Source organism: Enterobacter sp. MGH 24 (assembly GCF_000493015.1).
GTDB lineage: Bacteria > Pseudomonadota > Gammaproteobacteria > Enterobacterales > Enterobacteriaceae > Enterobacter.
The window spans coordinates 2,425,532-2,442,952 of sequence record NZ_KI535657.1; the positions used below are offsets into that span (position 1 = coordinate 2,425,532).

Consider the following 17,421-nt stretch of genomic DNA (forward strand, 5'->3'; position numbering starts at 1 on the left):
GGTGGTTTTTTTCCCGTCACGAACCAGACTTACAGGGAATGTTCACAAAAGGATGGTGCAATGAAAACAACATTACTGGTTACTCTGCTCTCCGGCCTGTTCCTGGTCGCATCGGCGAACGCGGAAGAGAAAACGCTAACGCCGCAACAACAGCGTATGACCACCTGTAATCAACAGGCGACGTCTCAGAGTCTGAAGGGAGATGCCCGCAAGACCTACATGAGCGACTGCCTTAAAAATGGCGCCGCGAAGCCCGCTGAAAAAAGCCTGACGCCGCAGCAGCAAAAAATGCGCGAGTGTAATGCGAAAGCGACGGAACAGTCCCTGAAAGGGGACGACCGCAGCAAGTTCATGAGTGCCTGCCTGAAGAAAAAAGTGTAGTTCTAACGGGTGAGCGGCTTCGGCGGCTCACCCGAAATTTCATACTTTCCCCGCAGACCCCCTCTCTATAATTTGGGAAAATGTTTCAGAATATTCCCAAAAATGATGAATGATGAAACGTATTACAACAAAAAGCGCATTCGGGAAGAGTGGAATTTAACCCTTTCTCAGGATGACCCTCACCGCGCCGGCATTCAGTTTGCCCGGCGAGTTCGGCTGGCGCGCGCCGTCGGGCTGGCGGCGATGTTTTTCCCGGTTGCGGGGATGCTGGTCACCCATTTTTTACCCGGTGGCTGGTGGCTTTTACTGGTGGGGTGGGCGTTCGTCTGGCCCCATTTCGCCTGGCAGCTATCCTGCCGCGCCGCTTCACCTCATCAGCAGGAAATTTTTAATCTCAAAATCGATGCCATTATTGCCGGGCTCTGGATCGGCGTGATGGGGATGAATGCATTACCCACCGCAGCGCTGGTGATGATGGTGGGGATGAATATGATGGGCTCCGGCGGCTGTCGTCTGTTCATCCCGGGGATCGCGTTGACGCTGCTCTCCGCGCTGGTGACCCTGCCGCTCGTCGGGAAGGTGGTCGTCTTCAACCCCGACCCCGTAGAGTGGATCCTGACGCTGCCCGTACTCATGCTTTATCCCATGCTGTTTGCCTGGCTCAGCCACCGCACCGCCGTCAGGCTTGCGGAGCACAAGCGGCGGCTGGAAATGATGAGCACCCGAGACGGCATGACCGGGGTCTTTAACCGACGACACTGGGAAATGCTGCTGCGAAATGAATTTGAGCACTGTCGGCGCGACCACCGCACCGCCACGATACTGCTGATTGATATCGACCACTTTAAAAACATCAACGATACCTGGGGGCACGACGTGGGCGACGAGGCGATCGTTGCTATTACGCGCCAGCTCCAGCGGTCGGTACGATCAGGCGATGCTATCGGCCGGTTTGGCGGGGATGAGTTTGCGGTGATCATGTCCCAGACGGCGGCGGAAAGCGCCATCGCCGTGATGTCGCGGCTGCATGAGCGGCTGGAAAAGCTGACGTTACCGTGCGCGCCAAAAGAAGCGCTGCGCATTAGCGTAGGCGTTGCCCCCTGGGGACCGCAGTTTGGACACTATCGGGAATGGCTGAAGGCGGCTGACGTGGCGCTGTACAAGGCGAAAAATGCCGGGCGCGGCCGCACCGAAGTGGCGGCCTGACGCCCGACGGCGAGGATCAGGATTTACTCAGCTTCTCTGATTTTTCCATGCATTTTGCCATCGCTTCAATGACCGCCGAGCGGAACCCGCGCTCCTCCAGCACCCGCACCGCTTCGATGGTGGTACCGCCCGGGGAGCAGACCATATCTTTCAGCTCGCCCGGGTGTTTGCCGGTTTCCAGCACCATTTTGGCGGAACCCATGACGGCCTGCGCGGCGAACTTATACGCCTGCGCGCGCGGCATTCCGCCAAGCACGGCGGCGTCGGCCATCGCTTCTAAAAACATGAAAACATAGGCAGGGGCTGAGCCACTCACGCCGACCACCGGATGGATCATCGATTCGGCAATCACTTCAGCCTCACCGAAGCAGCGGAAAATATTCAGCACATCGGCCACTTCTTCCGTGGTCACCAGCGCGTTAGGCGTGACGGAGGTCATGCCGGCGTTGACCAGCGAGGGGGTGTTGGGCATCGCGCGGACGATTTTACGATCGTGACCGAGCGCGCGCGCCAGCTGATCGAGCGTGACGCCCGCGGCAATCGACACGACCAGCGTCTCTTTATTCAGGCTGGAGGTGATATCGCTCAGCACTTTGATCATGATGTTTGGCTTGACGGCGCCAAAGACGATATCGGCGACCTGGGCCACTTCCTGCGCGCTAACGGCTGCGTTGATCCCGTATTGATCGCGCAGCGCGGCGACCTTGTCAGGTGACGGGGTATAGACCCAGATCTGACCCGGCAGCACCTGCCCGCTGGCGATCAGACCGCCCAGGATGGCTTTGCCCATGTTACCGCAGCCGATAAACCCGATTTTCTTGTCCATCACGATTCTCCGTCATTATGCGTTGTTTTCTCTGATTGATAGCTTAACAACGAAATGCAGGCGACAATAGTCGACAGAGTCATTATGGGGAGACAATATGGCGATTTGGGTTGATGCGGACGCGTGTCCGAATGTGATTAAAGAGATTTTATTTCGCGCCGCCGAGCGCGTTCAGATGCCGCTGACGCTGGTGGCAAACCAGAATATTCGCGTACCGCCTTCGCGGTTCATCCGCTCTTTGCGCGTGCCGGCCGGGTTCGACGTGGCGGATAACGAAATTGTTCGCCTGTGCAGCGCCGAGGATCTGGTGATCACGGCGGATATTCCGCTGGCCGCCGAAGTGCTGGAGAAAGGGGCGGCGGCGCTCAATCCGCGCGGGGAGCGTTACTCGCCTTCGACCATTCGCGAGAAGCTCACCATGCGCGATTTTATGGATACGATGCGGGCCAGCGGCGTGCAGACCGGTGGACCGGACAGCCTGTCCCAGCGCGATCGCCAGCAGTTCGCTGCCGAGCTGGATAAATGGCTACTGGAAGTGAAGCGCCGCACAGCGTAATGATAATTATTGTCAATTTGTGGTACAGTGTGGCCTCCACAGGGTTGTCATCCCGTACCGCTTTGCAGTAAAGTAATCGCAACATCTTCTGCAATTATTTCTTTACACTCTTCAGCCATCCGGCATCAAGGGGAACACCTGGCATGACCCAACCCATCTTTTTAGTTGGCCCTCGCGGCTGTGGGAAAACCACCGTTGGCCTGGAGCTGGCACGCGTGTGTCATCGCCAGTTTGTTGATACCGACCACTGGCTGCAAACCGAGGCCGGAAAAACCATCGCTGAGATTGTTGAGCAAGAGGGCTGGGAGAGCTTTCGCGCACGCGAAACCGCCGCGCTGAAAGCGGTCACTATCCCGTCTGCGGTTATCGCAACAGGCGGGGGCATTGTTCTGGCGGAGTGTAATCGTCACTTTATGCGCGAAAAGGGGATTGTGATTTATCTCAGCGCGCCGGTGTCGGCTCTGGTAGGGCGTCTGGAAGCGTTTCCGGAAGAGGGGCAGCGTCCCGCGCTGACCTCCAGGCCACTCAACGAAGAAGTGAGTGAAGTGCTGGCCGAACGCGATGCGCTATACCGCGAAGCGGCTCACCACGTGGTGGATGCGTCCGCGTCTCCCGAAGACGTTGTGATTCAGATTATTACCGCCCTGCGTTTGGCTTGTGCCAGCTAAGCGGCGTCTATACTTATAGCTCAGACATAAAAAAAGGATGAGCTATGCCAACCAGACCTCCCTATCCGCGTGAAGCGCGCATTGTTACCGTTGAAAAAGGCCATACGGGTCATACCGTGACCTGGTATCAACTGCGCGCCGATCACCCCAAGCCGGACTCGCTGATCAGTGAACACGAGACTGAACAGGAAGCGCTGGACGCGAAACGGCGCTACGAAGATCCCGATATAACCTGAATGTTTTCCTAAACGCTCCAATATCGTGCCTGAATCACACTTTTTACTCATCGGGAAAGTTAAGCAGGAGTTAATATTTAGTTATTACAAGTAACTCCGGTATCGGCAGGCGATCTTTACATTTCGATGTCGGGATCACCTGCTACGCTTGGTCCTGTTTTGTTTAAAAAACGAACTGTGCAGCGTAGTGAGCCTGTACCTGTGTACACGATGTTGGAGTAATGGAAGGCGATAAAAATGAAGGCAACGTTGGCGATCCTCACTATTGGTGTGGTCCCTGTAAGCGAAGTGTTACCGCTCTTAACCGAGCATGTATCTGAACAACAGATAACGCATCTCAGCCTGCTGGGGAAGATGAGTCGGGAAGAGGTCATGGAAGACTACGCTGTCGAGGCGGGGGAGGATCCCCTGGCGACGTTATTAAGTGACGGTAAACTGGCGCACGTTTCACGTCAGAAAATCGAGCGCTCGCTGCAGGGCGTGATAGAAGTGCTCGATAATCAAGGTTATGACGTTATTTTGCTGATGAGTACCGCACCCATTAAGGGGCTTACGGCGCGGAATGCGATTTTGCTGGAGCCGATGCGGATCATTCCACCGCTGGTGGCCTCTATCGTTGATGGCCATCAGGTAGGGGTGATTGTTCCCATTGAGGAGCTCATGGATAACCAGGAGGCAAAATGGCAGGTGCTGGAAAAAGTGCCCTTGTACGCGCTGGCAAATCCGTTCTGGGACAGTGAGGCCAAGCTCATTGCTGCCGGGAAGGAACTGCTTGAGAGAGGGGCGGACGTCTTGATCCTGGACTGCCTGGGTTTCCATCAGCATCATCGTGACCTGCTGCAAAAAGCGCTGGATGTTCCCGTGCTGTTATCCAACGTTCTGATGGCTCGCCTGGCCTCGGAACTTCTCATGTAATGATTTTGCGTGACAGGTGATGAGCATGGCCCCTATAGTGAATTTTTATCTATAAGTATAAGGGCCAGTTCATGCTTCAAAGTAACGAATACTTTTCCGGTAAAGTGAAATCCATTGGTTTTACCAGCAGCAGCACTGGCCGCGCCAGTGTCGGCGTAATGGCGGAAGGGGAATACACCTTTGGCACGGCGGAAGCTGAAGAAATGACGGTCGTCAGCGGGGCGCTGAACGTCTTACTGCCGGGTGAAACGGAATGGAAAGTTTACGCTGCCGGGCAAGTTTTCAACGTCCCTGGCCACAGCGAATTTCATTTGCAGGTGGCTGAACCCACCTCTTATCTGTGCCGCTACCTGAAATAAAAAATAAGCCGGGTGGCGCTAACGCTTACCCGGCCTGCGTTTTGCCTGTTATCTCTGCGCTTCGCCGCCGAGACCTTCCACCAGATTCTGAATCAACGCGGCCAGCTCGCCGGTCATCAGGATGAAGTCCGCGTCAAAACGCTGGGCGTAATCTTCCCTGTCGATATCTTCGTTCTGATCGCGCAGCTCGTCGCAGAACTTTAGACGCTTCACGGAGCCGTCGTCGCACATCACGAACTGAATACGCTGCTGCCAGTCGAGCGCCAGTTTAGTGACCACTTTGCCCGCTTCGATATGGACGGCGATCTCGTCGCTCACCAGATCCTGCTTCTTCGCGCGGATCACGCCGCCATCTTCCAGCAGGGCTTTCAGCTCGGCTTCATCAAGGATCTGGAAACCCTGTGCCGCAGCGCCGCTGCGTACCCATTCGGTCAGCGTCAGCTCGATCGGCGTTTCAAGCGCCAGCGGAACGACCGGTAAAGAGCCGATGCTTTTGCGCAGCAGGGCCAGCGTATCTTCTGCTTTCTTGGCGCTGGCGCAGTCCACCATGATCAGCCCGTTGACGGTGTCGATCCACATCATGGTCTGGCTGAAGCGGCTGAAGGCGCGAGGCAGTAGGGAGTGCAGCACTTCGTCTTTCAGCGAATCTTTTTCGGTCTTTTTCAGCTTGCGGCCCTGTTCGGCTTCCAGCTTGAAAATTTTTGCTTCGAGCGCCTGCTTAACCACCGGCGTCGGCAGGATTTTCTCTTCTTTGCGGGCGCAGACGATGATTTGACCCGTGCTGCTGGCGTGGGTCAGTGCATCGCTTTGTGAACCCATTGGCGGAACCCAACCGGTTTTCGCCATATCCTGGCTACCGCAAGGGGAAAAGGTATAAGCGGCTAACTGTTTTTCCATCTCTTCTGCACGCAGCGAAACGTCGCGGCTGAGACGGTAAACCATCAAATTTTTGAACCACAGCATGATAATTTCCACGGCCTTGTCGTTAAATCAGCGGGCATGATAACGAATTGTCGCATCGCTTGCATTGCTAATCGGGAAGCGTGCTTCTACTCTGTTGATAATCAAAATAATGAGGAGAGTCTTGTGCGTATTGGGATCGATTTGGGCGGCACCAAAACAGAAGTCATCGCACTGAGCGAGCAGGGGGAGCAGCTGTTTCGCCATCGTCTGCCGACGCCGCGCGATGATTATCACCAGACTATCGAGACGATTGCCAGCCTGGTTGAGATGGCAGAGCAGGCGACAGGGCAAACCGGCAGCGTCGGGATGGGGATCCCGGGGTCGATCTCGCCGTATACCGGGGTGGTTAAAAATGCCAACTCCACCTGGCTCAACGGTCAGCCGTTTGATAAGGATTTGAGCGTGCGCCTGAGCCGGGAAGTGCGTCTGGCCAACGATGCCAACTGCCTGGCGGTCTCTGAGGCTATCGACGGTGCGGCGGCCGGTGCCCGGACCGTGTTTGCCGTGATCATTGGTACCGGCTGCGGCGCGGGCGTGGCGTTCGGCGGGCGCGCTCATATCGGCGGCAACGGCACGGCAGGCGAGTGGGGACACAACCCGCTGCCGTGGATGGACGAAGATGAGCTTAAATACCGCGCTGAAGTGCCGTGCTACTGCGGAAAGCAAGGCTGTATTGAGACGTTTATCTCCGGCACCGGGTTTGCGACCGACTACCACCGTCTGAGCGGCCAGCCGCTGAAGGGCAACGAAATTATGCGTCTGGTCGACGAGCAGGATCCGGTTGCCGAGCTGGCCCTTAGCCGCTACGAAATGCGGCTGGCGAAATCCCTGGCGCACGTGGTGAATATTCTCGATCCGGACGTTATTGTGCTCGGCGGCGGCATGAGCAACGTTGATCGGCTGTACGCCACGGTGCCGAACCTGGTGAAACAGTGGGTCTTCGGCGGCGAGTGCGAAACCCCGATCCGCAAAGCTGTCCACGGTGACTCCAGCGGCGTGCGCGGCGCGGCGTGGCTGTGGCCAGTAAATTCGTAGGCCCGGTAAGCGAAGCGCCACCGGGCGAATTCAGGCAGCCGCAAAAAAAAAGCCGGGTGGCGGCTACGCCTTACCCGGCCTACAGATGGAGTGGACCTTTACTGCACCGCAAATTCTCTGTCCAGCCTGCTGTACCCCAGCCCGTTGATCTTCTTCACCTTGATCTGCACCGGAATGCGCTCTTTCATCGCCTCTACGTGGCTGATCACGCCGATGGTTTTTCCGGTAGCGTTCAGCGCGTCGAGCGCATCCAGCGCGGTATCCAGCGTTTCGCTGTCGAGCGTGCCGAACCCTTCATCCAGGAACAGGGAATCGATCCGCGTCTTATGACTCACCAGATCGGAAAGGGCCAGCGCCAGCGCCAGGCTGACCAGGAAGCTCTCGCCGCCCGAGAGCGTACGGGTATCGCGCACCGCGTCCGCCTGCCAGGTATCGACCACTTCCAGCTCCAGCGCGTCGCTGGCCTTACGCTGCAGCAGATAACGCCCGTGCAGACGGTTAAGCTGCTGGTTTGCGAGCCAGACAAGATTATCCAGCGTCAGCCCCTGCGCGAACTTACGGAACTTGTCGCCGGTGCTGGAGCCGATCAGCGCGTTCAGATAACCCCAGTCGTCCGCCTGGCGCGCGGCCTCATCAATTTGCTGCATCAACGCCAGCTGGTGCTGCCGGTTATCGCTGTCCTGCTTAAGCTGCTGGCGGATCTCGCCCTGATGCGTCGTGTTCTCGCGAAGCCGTTGCGCCAGCTGCTGCAGCTGGCTTTGCAGCGCAGGAGCATCGGCGTCGAGCCTTTCCGGCCGCAGCGCCAGATGAGCCTGCAGCTGCTGGTTCGCCTGGCCGGAAAGGACCGCGGCCTGCTGTATCTGGCTTTCCAGCGACTGTTTCAGCTGTTCGAGGTGGCGAATAGCGTCGTCATCCAGCAGCGCGGCAAGGAACGCGTCCCGATCGGCAAAACAGCTCGCTGAGAGCGCCGCGGTGAACTGCGTCTGGGACTGCTGCAGGCGCTCTTGCTCCAGCTTTTCCTGCTGCTGCTGCGCGGTGAGCTGGCTTTGTAGCGACACGCATTCGTCGTGGACGTCGCGCCAGCCAGCCGGAATGGTCGGTTCGGCCTCTTCGCTGTGCGTTTCCGGAAGCGTGTCGAGCAGCGGCTTGAGAGCGTTTATGCGTTCCAGAAGCACGCCGTGCTGCGTTTGTTTCTCCTGCCACTGCGCGAATTCCGCTTCGCGGGCGTGCAGCCAGGCGGCTTCATTACCGTCTTCAGGTACGTTAAGCGATAGCGAGAGCAGGGCGTGTTCCAGCGCCTGGCGCGCGGCCGTCAGCTGCTGCTGGAACTGTCGCTCCTGCACTTCCTGCTCGTTTAACTGGTTTTGCAGGGTCAGACGCTGGCTGAGCTGATAAAGCTGGCGCTCGTACTGTTCCTGCTCGTTCATCCACGGCGTGATATCTTCCTGAATATTCAACGCGATGTGCAGGGAAGCGCAGGCCTCCATCCACTCTTTAGTGAGTGCTTGCTCTTCTTGAGAGAGAGTCTGCGCTTCGTCTGTCTCGCGCTGGATCTGCTGAGTCAGGGCATTAACCTGTCCCAGCACCAGTAGCCCTTCTTCTTTAAGCGCGGCGACCTCTTTTTCCAGGGCATCACGGCGGCGCTGGTTATCCGTCAGCTCAAGCGACTGGTATTGCTCAACGGCGGGATGCTCGCTGGAACCGCACAGCGGACAGGGTTTGCCTGCCTCAAGCCGGGAACGATAGCTTTCCAGGTCTTTAATCGTCGCTTCACGTTCGCACAGGGCCTTCAGGTCCAGATAGTGCTGGTGTTTCTCTTTGTACTGCTGGCGGCGCAGCGTCAGCGTATCATTGAGTTTATTTTGATCGGCCCGGGCCTTCTGCACGTTTTCACCGCTCTGGCGCAGGCGCTTTTGCAGCGGCTGATAGCGCGCATGCAGCGACGTTAGCCGCTGGCGCAGCGTGCGTGACCGGGACTGCTGCTCCATGGCCGCGCTGACCTCATCCGCCGTCAGGCTCAGCGCATTTTCCGGCATTTCAGCCAGCCTGTTGCGTAATTCACCCATCCGCGCAGCTAGCGAGGCTAACTGCGTTTTGTCGCGGTTAAGCTGCGAGAGCTGGGCACGCCAGCCGGCAATTTCCTGCCCCAGCAGGCGATAGCGCTCGTGCTCCGCCAGCCACTGCGCCAGCGCCGTCAGTTCGGTCTGAAGCTGCTCATGATTACGCTGGGCGGTATGACGGATCCGCGCGCGCAGTGCGGTTTTGGCTTGTAAGCGAGTATTTACTTCGATAATTCGCTGCTGGGTTTGCGTCAGACGCGCGGTTTGCTCCTGCTGGTGCGCCCAAAGCGGTCGAAGCTGGGCGGCGGGCAGCGCGAGCTGGAGCTTTGCCAGCTCTGGCGCAGCGTTCGTCAGCGCCTGCTGCGCCTGCTGCTGCATCGTGGTGACGCGCTGTTGCTCAAGCACGAGCTCATCACGGCGCGTAAGCCACTGAAAATCTTTCTGCTGGCTTTGCTGCTGAACCAGCAGGGTTTTCTCTTCGTCAGTAAGTGCCTGCAAACTTTGCTGTAACTCCTGCTGTTGCTCTTCGCTCAACAGCACGACGCCCGCCGCCTGCGCCTCGCACTTTTCAAGCACGCTGCGGGCGGCTTTGTGTTTTTCAAACACCATGGCGGAAATCTGGCCGTAGATCTCGGTGCCGGTCAGCTCTTCCAGCAGCTCGGCGCGATCGCTCGGTTTGGCATTAAGGAAGGCGGCAAACTGCCCCTGTGAGAGCAGCATGGAGCGGGTAAAGCGGCCATAGTCCAGCCCGGTGAGCGCAGCGGTTTGCTCCAGTTTATCCGTCACTTTGTCGGCGAGGATTTTGCCATCTTCGCAGCGCGCCAGCTCCACGCGCGGCGCCTGCAGGTTTCCGTCCGGCTGGTTGCGCGCGCGGTTCTGGCTCCAGAAGGCGCGATAGGCGGTGCCTTTTACCTCGAATTCCACTTCCGCCAGGCACTCGGCGGTGTCGCGCGTCATCAGGTCGTTTTGCGCCTGAGAGACCTTCTGCAGTCGCGGCGTTTCGTGATAAAGCGCCAGACAGATAGCGTCGAGCAGGGTGGTTTTACCTGCCCCGGTCGCGCCGGTGATGGCAAACAGACCGTTGCTGGCAAACGGCTCTGCGGTAAAGTCAATTTTCCACTCGCCCTTGAGGGAGTTGAGGTTTTTCAGGCGCAGGCTCAAAATTTTCATGCGTTTTCTTCCTCATCATTGAGCGCATGCAGGGTATGGCTGAACAGTTCGCTGAGCCTTGCGCGCTTCGCGTCGTCAATTTCCTCCTGCGAGAGCCTGCGTTCAAACACCTCTTCAACCCGAAGCTCACTGAGCGTTTCGCGTTGAGCGCTTAACAGAATTTTCTCGCGCTGCTCGCGGCTGCGGCGTACCAGTAAGACTTCGACGGGCAAATCTTCCGTCAGCGCCTGAATTTTACGCTGCATATCGTGCAGGTAGTCATCGGTGGTGATTTCGATATCCAGCCAGACGGGCGGGTTAAGCGCTGCTCCGCGCCACTGCTCAAGCTGGGCGGTAATGGCGTCAAGATCGCCCTTCAGCACCGCCAGCGGCTGGGTGACGGGCACCTCCAGCGTCTCGACGGCGCGGAGTTTGCCCTCGGAGAAGCTCACCAGATGCACGGATTTTGCTTTACCCGTTTCATCGAAGCTGAGCGAAAGAGGCGAGCCGCAGTAGCGGATGTGCTCGCTGCCGCCGACGATCTGCGCCCGGTGGATATGTCCGAGCGCAATGTAGTCGGCTGGCGGGAAGTTCTGCGCCGGAAAAGCGTCCAACGTACCGATATAGATGTCACGCACGGCGTCACTTTTACTGGCCCCGACGGTGGTGAGGTGCCCGGTCGCAATCACCGGAATCGGCTGGTCGCCGCGCAGGGCGCAGGCTTCGGCATGCTGCTGGTGATAATAGTCGGTGATAGCCTGTAATAAATGTTGCTGCTTTTCGGCACCCGACAGCCCCGCCTGGCTTTGCACGATGTCTCGTGGACGTAAAAAGGGAATGGGGCACAGTACCGCCCCCGGCGTACCGTCGCGTTTTTTCAGGATCTGCGGGGCGTGCCCGGCGCTGGCGACCACGGTGGTATTGAGAAATGCCAGGATGTCGCGGGATTCATTGAGCGTCGCGACGGAATCATGGTTGCCGGCGACAATCACCAGATGACAGCCGGTTTGCTGCAGATTCACCACGAAGCGGTTATACAGTTCACGCGCATAGCTGGGGGGCGAGCCGGTATCAAAGATGTCACCCGCCACAATAATTGCGTCCACCTCGTGCGTCCGGGCCGTTTCCAGCAGCCAGTTCAGGAAGGCTTCATGTTCAGCCGCACGGCTTTTGCTGTAAAAATTTTGACCCAGATGCCAGTCCGAGGTGTGAAGTATGCGCATAGCTGATCCGTGGCAAAAAAGAGAAAGCGGGATTATAAACCTTCAGAGACGGGAAAATAACCGCTGTAATAAAACAACGGTTTGCCCGTTATCGTGGTACTGTTTTTCATAAATCTGTCATAAATCTGACGCATAATGGCGCCGAATTACAAACTTGTAACTTAAATAAGATAAGACAGGGCAAAGTATGGCGAGACGTATTCTGGTCGTAGAAGATGAAGCTCCAATTCGTGAAATGGTGTGCTTCGTGCTCGAGCAAAACGGCTTCCAGCCGGTTGAAGCGGAAGATTATGACAGCGCAGTGAACCAGCTGAATGAACCCTGGCCCGATCTGATTCTGCTGGACTGGATGTTGCCCGGCGGCTCCGGACTGCAGTTTATCAAACACCTGAAGCGCGAGGCGCTGACCCGCGACATCCCGGTTGTGATGCTGACGGCGCGCGGAGAAGAAGAGGATCGCGTGCGCGGTCTGGAGACCGGCGCGGACGATTACATTACTAAGCCGTTCTCCCCAAAAGAGCTGGTTGCCCGCATTAAAGCCGTGATGCGCCGTATTTCGCCGATGGCGGTGGAAGAGGTGATTGAGATGCAGGGGCTGAGCCTTGACCCCACTTCACACCGCGTGATGACGGGTGAAAATCCCCTCGACATGGGGCCTACCGAATTTAAACTCCTGCACTTCTTTATGACCCACCCGGAACGCGTATACAGCCGCGAGCAGTTGCTGAATAACGTCTGGGGAACTAACGTGTATGTCGAAGACCGGACGGTTGACGTACATATTCGCCGCCTGCGAAAAGCACTGGAACTGAGCGGCCACGATCGCATGGTGCAGACGGTCCGCGGCACGGGTTATCGTTTTTCTACCCGTTTCTGAACAATGACAGGAGTGTGACGCGTGCTGGAACGTCTGTCATGGAAAAGGCTCGTCTTTGAACTGATCTTATGCTGTATTCCGGCCTTCCTTCTGGGGGCCTTTCTTGGACACCTGCCTTGGTTTCTGCTGGCGTCGGTCACCGGGCTGCTAATCTGGCATTTCTGGAACCTGCTGCGCCTCTCCTGGTGGCTGTGGGTTGACCGAAGTATGACGCCGCCGCCGGGAAGCGGCAGCTGGGAGCCGCTGCTGTACGGTCTGCATCAGATGCAGATGCGTAATAAAAAGCGTCGCCGCGAGCTGGGAAGCCTGATTAAGCGTTTTCGCAGCGGTGCAGAGTCGCTGCCGGATGCCGTTATTCTGACGACCGAAGAAGGGACGATCTTCTGGTGTAACGGCCTTGCACAACAGCTGCTGGGCCTGCGCTGGCCCGACGACAATGGTCAGAATATCCTTAACCTTCTGCGCTATCCCGAGTTCACGCAGTATCTGAAAACGCGTGATTTTACCCGCCCGCATAATCTGAAGCTCAACAATGGTCGCCATCTGGAAATCCGCGTGATGCCCTACAGCGATAAGCAGTGGCTGATGGTGGCGCGCGATGTTACCCAGATGCACCAGCTGGAAGGGGCGCGCCGCAACTTCTTCGCCAACGTCAGTCACGAACTGCGTACTCCGTTGACCGTACTTCAGGGCTACCTGGAGATGATGCAGGAGCAAACGCTTGAAGGCGCGCCGCGTGAAAAAGCGCTGCACACCATGCGCGAGCAAACGCACCGGATGGAAGGGCTGGTGAAGCAGCTGCTGACGCTATCGAAGATTGAAGCGGCGCCAACGCTTGCGCTAAATGAGACCATTGATGTCCCGATGATGCTGCGGGTCGTTGAGCGTGAAGCGCAGACGTTAAGCCACAAAAAGCATCACCTGACCTTTGAGGTCGACAATACGCTGAAGGTGCTGGGCAGCGAAGATGAACTGCGAAGCGCCATTTCTAACCTGGTGTACAACGCGGTGAATCATACGCCGGAAGGGACGGATATCGTGGTGCGCTGGCACCATGCCCCAACGGGTGCTGAGTTTAGCGTGGAAGACAACGGGCCGGGGATTGCGCCTGAGCATATTCCGCGTCTGACCGAGCGCTTTTACCGTGTGGATAAAGCGCGATCCCGGCAGACAGGCGGAAGCGGCCTGGGACTGGCAATTGTGAAACACGCGGTGAATCACCATGAAAGCCGTCTCGATATTCAGAGTACGTTGGGTAAAGGAACCCGTTTCAGTTTCGTTATTCCGGAACGATTAATTGCCAAAAAGATCGCCTGACGGCAGGCGTGTCATTTTACCTTTCCACGGGTCAGCCATCGCTGGCCCGTTTGCTTTGCAGTCAAGCGAAACGCGGATGAATTATATACGGCTGACTGTTTTTTGTTCGCATGATTAGCCATGGGTTTTTCTTATAAATAGCGTATTATTCTAACGCGTATTTTCATGCTGGCATATTGTTCTGGTTTTACGATCCCACCTTGCCTTTAAACGTTATAAGCGTTTAAATTGCGCCCCAGATACTGTCAGACCGACTGTATTTGCGTGGTAAATCGAAAAACTATTCTTCTCCACGCCAGGACGGGAGCATTTCCCGCTGAAATTGAGCAAGTTTTCGGCTGTATCGTCCCGTCAGGGATATCGAAAATCTCAATGTTTTCAACACCACATCCACAGGCAGTAAGGTTTTATGACCCATCACTTAAAATCGCGTGACATCATCGCGCTGGGCTTTATGACATTTGCGCTGTTCGTTGGCGCAGGCAACATCATTTTCCCTCCAATGGTTGGCCTTCAGGCGGGTGAACACGTCTGGACCGCCGCGTTTGGTTTCCTGATCACTGCCGTGGGTCTACCGGTACTGACCGTCGTCGCGCTGGCGAAAGTCGGCGGCGGCGTGGATAGCCTCAGCACCCCGATTGGCAAAGTGGCGGGCGTTCTGCTGGCAACCGTCTGCTATCTGGCCGTTGGCCCGCTGTTTGCGACCCCGCGTACGGCAACCGTGTCCTTTGAAGTGGGTATTGCTCCCCTGACCGGTGACGGTGCGATGCCGCTGTTTATCTACAGCCTGATCTACTTCGCGATCGTAATTCTGGTTTCCCTCTATCCTGGCAAGCTGCTGGATACCGTGGGTAACTTCCTGGCTCCGCTGAAAATTGTGGCGCTGATTGTTCTGGCGGTAGCGGCCATCGTGTGGCCCGCTGGCCCGATTAGCGACGCGATGGACGCCTATAAAAACGCCGCGTTCTCTAACGGCTTTGTGAACGGCTACCTGACGATGGATACGCTGGGCGCGATGGTGTTTGGTATCGTTATCGTTAACGCCGCGCGTTCCCGCGGTGTGACCGAAGCGCGTCTGCTGACCCGCTATACCATCTGGGCTGGCCTGATGGCCGGCGTGGGGCTGACGCTGCTGTATCTGGCGCTGTTCCGTCTGGGTTCCGACAGCGCCATGCTGGTCGATCAGAACGCCAACGGTGCGGCTATCCTGCACGCCTACGTTCAGCACACCTTCGGTGGTGCGGGCAGTATGCTGCTGGCGGCGCTCATCTTCCTGGCCTGTCTGGTCACCGCGGTTGGCCTGACCTGCGCCTGCGCAGAGTTCTTCGCACAGTATCTGCCGCTCTCTTACCGCACCCTGGTGTTTATCCTCGGTATCTTCTCGATGGCGGTGTCCAACCTCGGTCTGAGCCACCTGATTCAGGTCTCGATTCCGGTACTGACGGCGATTTATCCGCCGTGTATCGTGCTGGTGGTGCTGAGCTTTACTCGCCCGTGGTGGAACAACTCTTCACGAATTATTGCGCCAGCCATGTTTATCAGCCTGATTTTTGGTATCCTTGACGGGATTAAAGCATCAGCTTTCGCGCACATACTGCCAGCATGGACACAGCGTCTGCCGCTGTCCGAGCAGGGTCTGGCCTGGCTGATGCCTACCGTTGTTGCACTGGTTCTGGCGATTATCTGGGACCGTGCTGCAGGGCGTCAGGTCGCATCGAACGTCCATTAATCAACGGCAACAAACTGTTTAACCACGGGGCTTAAGGCCCCGTGGTTTTTTGTTTTTTTCGTGTTGAATGGCAAGATTTAAATGGAAAGCACTAACAAACTTAAACGTGGATTGAGCACGCGCCACATCCGCTTTATGGCGCTGGGCTCTGCTATCGGCACCGGTCTTTTTTATGGCTCGGCAGATGCCATCAAAATGGCCGGTCCCAGCGTTCTGCTGGCGTACATCATCGGCGGCGTGGCGGCGTATATCATCATGCGCGCCCTCGGCGAAATGTCGGTTCACAACCCGTCCGCCAGCTCCTTCTCCCGCTACGCGCAGGAAAACCTCGGCCCGCTGGCCGGGTTTATCACCGGCTGGACCTACTGCTTTGAAATCCTGATTGTGGCGATTGCCGACGTGACGGCGTTTGGCATCTATATGGGCGTCTGGTTCCCGGCGGTGCCGCACTGGATTTGGGTGCTGAGCGTGGTGCTGATCATTTGTGCCGTCAACCTGATGAGCGTGAAGGTGTTCGGCGAGCTGGAGTTCTGGTTCTCCTTCTTCAAGGTCGCCACCATCATCATCATGATTGTGGCCGGTTTCGGCATCATCATCTGGGGAATCGGCAACGGCGGGCAGCCGACCGGTATTCACAACCTCTGGAGCAACGGTGGCTTCTTCAGCAACGGCTGGCTCGGGATGGTGATGTCGCTCCAGATGGTGATGTTCGCCTACGGCGGTATCGAGATTATCGGTATTACCGCCGGGGAAGCGAAAGATCCGGAGAAATCCATTCCGCGCGCCATCAACTCGGTGCCGATGCGTATTCTGGTGTTTTACGTGGGTACGCTGTTCGTGATTATGTCCATCTACCCGTGGAATCAGGTAGGCACCAACGGCAGCCCGTTTGTTCTGACCTTCCAGCACATGGGGATTGCGTTTGCCGCCAGCATTCTGAACTTTGTGGTGCTGACCGCGTCGCTTTCCGCGATTAACAGTGACGTCTTTGGCGTGGGCCGTATGCTGCACGGCATGGCGGAGCAGGGCAGCGCGCCGAAGGTGTTCGCCAAAACCTCACGCCGCGGCACGCCGTGGGTGACCGTCGTGGTCATGACCGTGGCGCTGCTGTTCTCGGTGTATCTGAACTACATCATGCCGGAGAACGTTTTCCTGGTGATCGCATCGCTGGCGACCTTCGCGACGGTGTGGGTGTGGATTATGATCCTGCTGTCGCAGATTGCCTTCCGCCGTCGTCTGTCGCCGGATGAGGCGAAAGCGCTGAAGTTCAAAGTACCGGGCGGCGTTGCGACGACCGTCGTCGGGCTGATCTTCCTGGTGTTTATCATTGGCCTGATTGGCTACCATCCGGATACCCGCATTTCCCTTTACGTGGGCTGCGCGTGGATCGTCCTGCTGCTGGTGGGTTGGGTGTTTAAATGCCGCCGCGATCGTCAGTTGGCGGAAGCACAGTAATATTTGTATTACTTGTTCCGTGGAAGGGGATTGCCAGGCAATTTTTAACCTGAAGCGATGCATGTGGTTTCAGGAAAGTGAATGGCTTACAGCGATGCCCTGGTCCGGCTGTAAATCGCCGAAGCGTTTCCGTAAGGCCGGGGCGAGGCGCAGGGATGCAGGCTCATGCCCGACCCGATAGCCTGAAGGAATAAGCTGAGGGAACCGCGAAGCGGCGATTTACCGCCGGGAGCCCGGGTCGCCAGGGTGGTGGCGATTGCACTGAACCCCTAAACCTGGACACCAGATCATAGAATCTGGAGGTTCAGTGCAGATTGAGCCACCCTGGCACGTTCACCGGTCATGTCGTTACAGAGTAGCAAGGAACATGAAGTGAACGGAATTACCCCAATAGCCGCATGTTTCCCCCTCACCCCAGCCCTCTCCCTCAAGGGAGAGGGAGCCATCCGTGCGGGCATTATTACCT

Annotated in this window: 16 protein-coding genes; 12 read left to right on the forward strand and 4 right to left on the reverse strand. The window is 57.2% G+C overall.

Going from position 1 to position 17,421, the window contains the following annotated elements:
• Nucleotides 1–60 precede the first annotated feature (60 nt).
• Nucleotides 61–381 (forward strand): phosphate starvation-inducible protein PsiF, encoded by a 321-nt coding sequence (gene psiF, locus L370_RS10485; RefSeq protein ID WP_023334671.1) that lies wholly within the window; start codon nt 61–63, stop codon nt 379–381.
• 102 nt (nt 382–483) lie between these two features.
• Nucleotides 484–1,587 carry a diguanylate cyclase AdrA gene (gene adrA, locus L370_RS10480; RefSeq protein ID WP_023334672.1) on the forward strand — a complete coding sequence of 368 codons (1,104 nt, stop codon included), beginning with the start codon at nt 484–486 and terminating at the stop codon, nt 1,585–1,587.
• A 16-nt stretch (nt 1,588–1,603) separates the two neighbouring features.
• Here adrA and proC read toward each other — a convergent pair whose 3' ends face one another.
• Nucleotides 1,604–2,413, reverse strand: coding sequence for a pyrroline-5-carboxylate reductase (proC, locus tag L370_RS10475; RefSeq protein WP_023334673.1), 810 nt, complete (start codon nt 2,411–2,413; stop codon nt 1,604–1,606).
• A gap of 97 nt (nt 2,414–2,510) precedes the next feature.
• On the opposite strand from proC, the gene L370_RS10470 reads away from it, so the two are divergent.
• From L370_RS10470 to ppnP, 5 genes are all read left to right on the forward strand, one after another.
• Nucleotides 2,511–2,969, forward strand: coding sequence for a YaiI/YqxD family protein (locus L370_RS10470; protein WP_010428006.1), 459 nt, complete (start codon nt 2,511–2,513; stop codon nt 2,967–2,969).
• A 143-nt stretch (nt 2,970–3,112) separates the two neighbouring features.
• Nucleotides 3,113–3,637, forward strand: a complete 525-nt coding sequence (gene aroL / locus L370_RS10465; protein ID WP_023334674.1) for a shikimate kinase AroL — start codon at nt 3,113–3,115, stop codon at nt 3,635–3,637.
• Nucleotides 3,638–3,681: 44 nt separating this feature from the next.
• Nucleotides 3,682–3,873 (forward strand): protein YaiA, encoded by a 192-nt coding sequence (gene yaiA, locus L370_RS10460; protein WP_023334675.1) that lies wholly within the window; start codon nt 3,682–3,684, stop codon nt 3,871–3,873.
• A 237-nt stretch (nt 3,874–4,110) separates the two neighbouring features.
• Nucleotides 4,111–4,788 carry an AroM family protein gene (locus tag L370_RS10455; protein ID WP_023334676.1) on the forward strand — a complete coding sequence of 226 codons (678 nt, stop codon included), beginning with the start codon at nt 4,111–4,113 and terminating at the stop codon, nt 4,786–4,788.
• 71 nt (nt 4,789–4,859) lie between these two features.
• Nucleotides 4,860–5,147 carry a pyrimidine/purine nucleoside phosphorylase gene (gene ppnP, locus L370_RS10450; protein ID WP_008503270.1) on the forward strand — a complete coding sequence of 96 codons (288 nt, stop codon included), beginning with the start codon at nt 4,860–4,862 and terminating at the stop codon, nt 5,145–5,147.
• 48 nt (nt 5,148–5,195) lie between these two features.
• Here ppnP and rdgC read toward each other — a convergent pair whose 3' ends face one another.
• Entirely contained in the window at nt 5,196–6,110 is a 915-nt protein-coding gene (gene rdgC / locus L370_RS10445) for a recombination-associated protein RdgC (RefSeq protein ID WP_023310540.1), read from the reverse strand.
• A 123-nt stretch (nt 6,111–6,233) separates the two neighbouring features.
• Between rdgC and mak the strand changes: the two genes are divergently transcribed.
• Nucleotides 6,234–7,145 (forward strand): fructokinase, encoded by a 912-nt coding sequence (mak, locus tag L370_RS10440; RefSeq protein WP_023334677.1) that lies wholly within the window; start codon nt 6,234–6,236, stop codon nt 7,143–7,145.
• Between the two features lie 98 nt (nt 7,146–7,243).
• On the opposite strand, the gene sbcC is transcribed toward mak, so the two are convergent.
• Nucleotides 7,244–10,375: an exonuclease subunit SbcC gene (gene sbcC, locus L370_RS10435; protein WP_023334678.1), complete on the reverse strand. Its 3,132-nt coding sequence runs from the start codon at nt 10,373–10,375 to the stop codon at nt 7,244–7,246.
• Nucleotides 10,372–11,577, reverse strand: a complete 1,206-nt coding sequence (sbcD, locus tag L370_RS10430; RefSeq protein ID WP_023334679.1) for an exonuclease subunit SbcD — start codon at nt 11,575–11,577, stop codon at nt 10,372–10,374. The genes sbcC and sbcD overlap by 4 nt, the downstream gene beginning before the upstream one ends.
• A 187-nt stretch (nt 11,578–11,764) precedes the next feature.
• Between sbcD and phoB the strand changes: the two genes are divergently transcribed.
• The 4 genes from phoB to proY all read left to right on the forward strand — a co-directional run bounded on the left by phoB (nt 11,765) and on the right by proY (nt 16,955).
• Nucleotides 11,765–12,454 carry a phosphate response regulator transcription factor PhoB gene (phoB, locus tag L370_RS10425; RefSeq protein ID WP_008503265.1) on the forward strand — a complete coding sequence of 230 codons (690 nt, stop codon included), beginning with the start codon at nt 11,765–11,767 and terminating at the stop codon, nt 12,452–12,454.
• A gap of 21 nt (nt 12,455–12,475) precedes the next feature.
• Nucleotides 12,476–13,771, forward strand: coding sequence for a phosphate regulon sensor histidine kinase PhoR (gene phoR / locus L370_RS10420; RefSeq protein WP_023334680.1), 1,296 nt, complete (start codon nt 12,476–12,478; stop codon nt 13,769–13,771).
• Between the two features lie 409 nt (nt 13,772–14,180).
• A complete protein-coding gene (gene brnQ, locus L370_RS10415; RefSeq protein WP_023334681.1) occupies nt 14,181–15,500 on the forward strand; it encodes a branched-chain amino acid transporter carrier protein BrnQ in 1,320 nt (439 codons plus the stop codon).
• Between the two features lie 81 nt (nt 15,501–15,581).
• Nucleotides 15,582–16,955, forward strand: coding sequence for a proline-specific permease ProY (proY, locus tag L370_RS10410; RefSeq protein ID WP_008503261.1), 1,374 nt, complete (start codon nt 15,582–15,584; stop codon nt 16,953–16,955).
• The last annotated feature ends 466 nt before the right edge of the window (nt 16,956–17,421 follow it).

Coding starts and splice junctions, on each gene's coding strand:
- aroL (WP_023334674.1), top strand. CDS start 3,113: ATGACCCAACCCATCTTTTTAGTTGGCCCTCGCGGCTGTGGGAAAACC.
- sbcD (WP_023334679.1), bottom strand. CDS start 11,577: ATGCGCATACTTCACACCTCGGACTGGCATCTGGGTCAAAATTTTTAC.
- adrA (WP_023334672.1), top strand. CDS start 484: ATGATGAATGATGAAACGTATTACAACAAAAAGCGCATTCGGGAAGAG.
- ppnP (WP_008503270.1), top strand. CDS start 4,860: ATGCTTCAAAGTAACGAATACTTTTCCGGTAAAGTGAAATCCATTGGT.
- rdgC (WP_023310540.1), bottom strand. CDS start 6,110: ATGCTGTGGTTCAAAAATTTGATGGTTTACCGTCTCAGCCGCGACGTT.
- psiF (WP_023334671.1), top strand. CDS start 61: ATGAAAACAACATTACTGGTTACTCTGCTCTCCGGCCTGTTCCTGGTC.
- brnQ (WP_023334681.1), top strand. CDS start 14,181: ATGACCCATCACTTAAAATCGCGTGACATCATCGCGCTGGGCTTTATG.
- sbcC (WP_023334678.1), bottom strand. CDS start 10,375: ATGAAAATTTTGAGCCTGCGCCTGAAAAACCTCAACTCCCTCAAGGGC.
- L370_RS10455 (WP_023334676.1), top strand. CDS start 4,111: ATGAAGGCAACGTTGGCGATCCTCACTATTGGTGTGGTCCCTGTAAGC.
- proC (WP_023334673.1), bottom strand. CDS start 2,413: ATGGACAAGAAAATCGGGTTTATCGGCTGCGGTAACATGGGCAAAGCC.
- phoB (WP_008503265.1), top strand. CDS start 11,765: ATGGCGAGACGTATTCTGGTCGTAGAAGATGAAGCTCCAATTCGTGAA.
- yaiA (WP_023334675.1), top strand. CDS start 3,682: ATGCCAACCAGACCTCCCTATCCGCGTGAAGCGCGCATTGTTACCGTT.
- proY (WP_008503261.1), top strand. CDS start 15,582: ATGGAAAGCACTAACAAACTTAAACGTGGATTGAGCACGCGCCACATC.
- L370_RS10470 (WP_010428006.1), top strand. CDS start 2,511: ATGGCGATTTGGGTTGATGCGGACGCGTGTCCGAATGTGATTAAAGAG.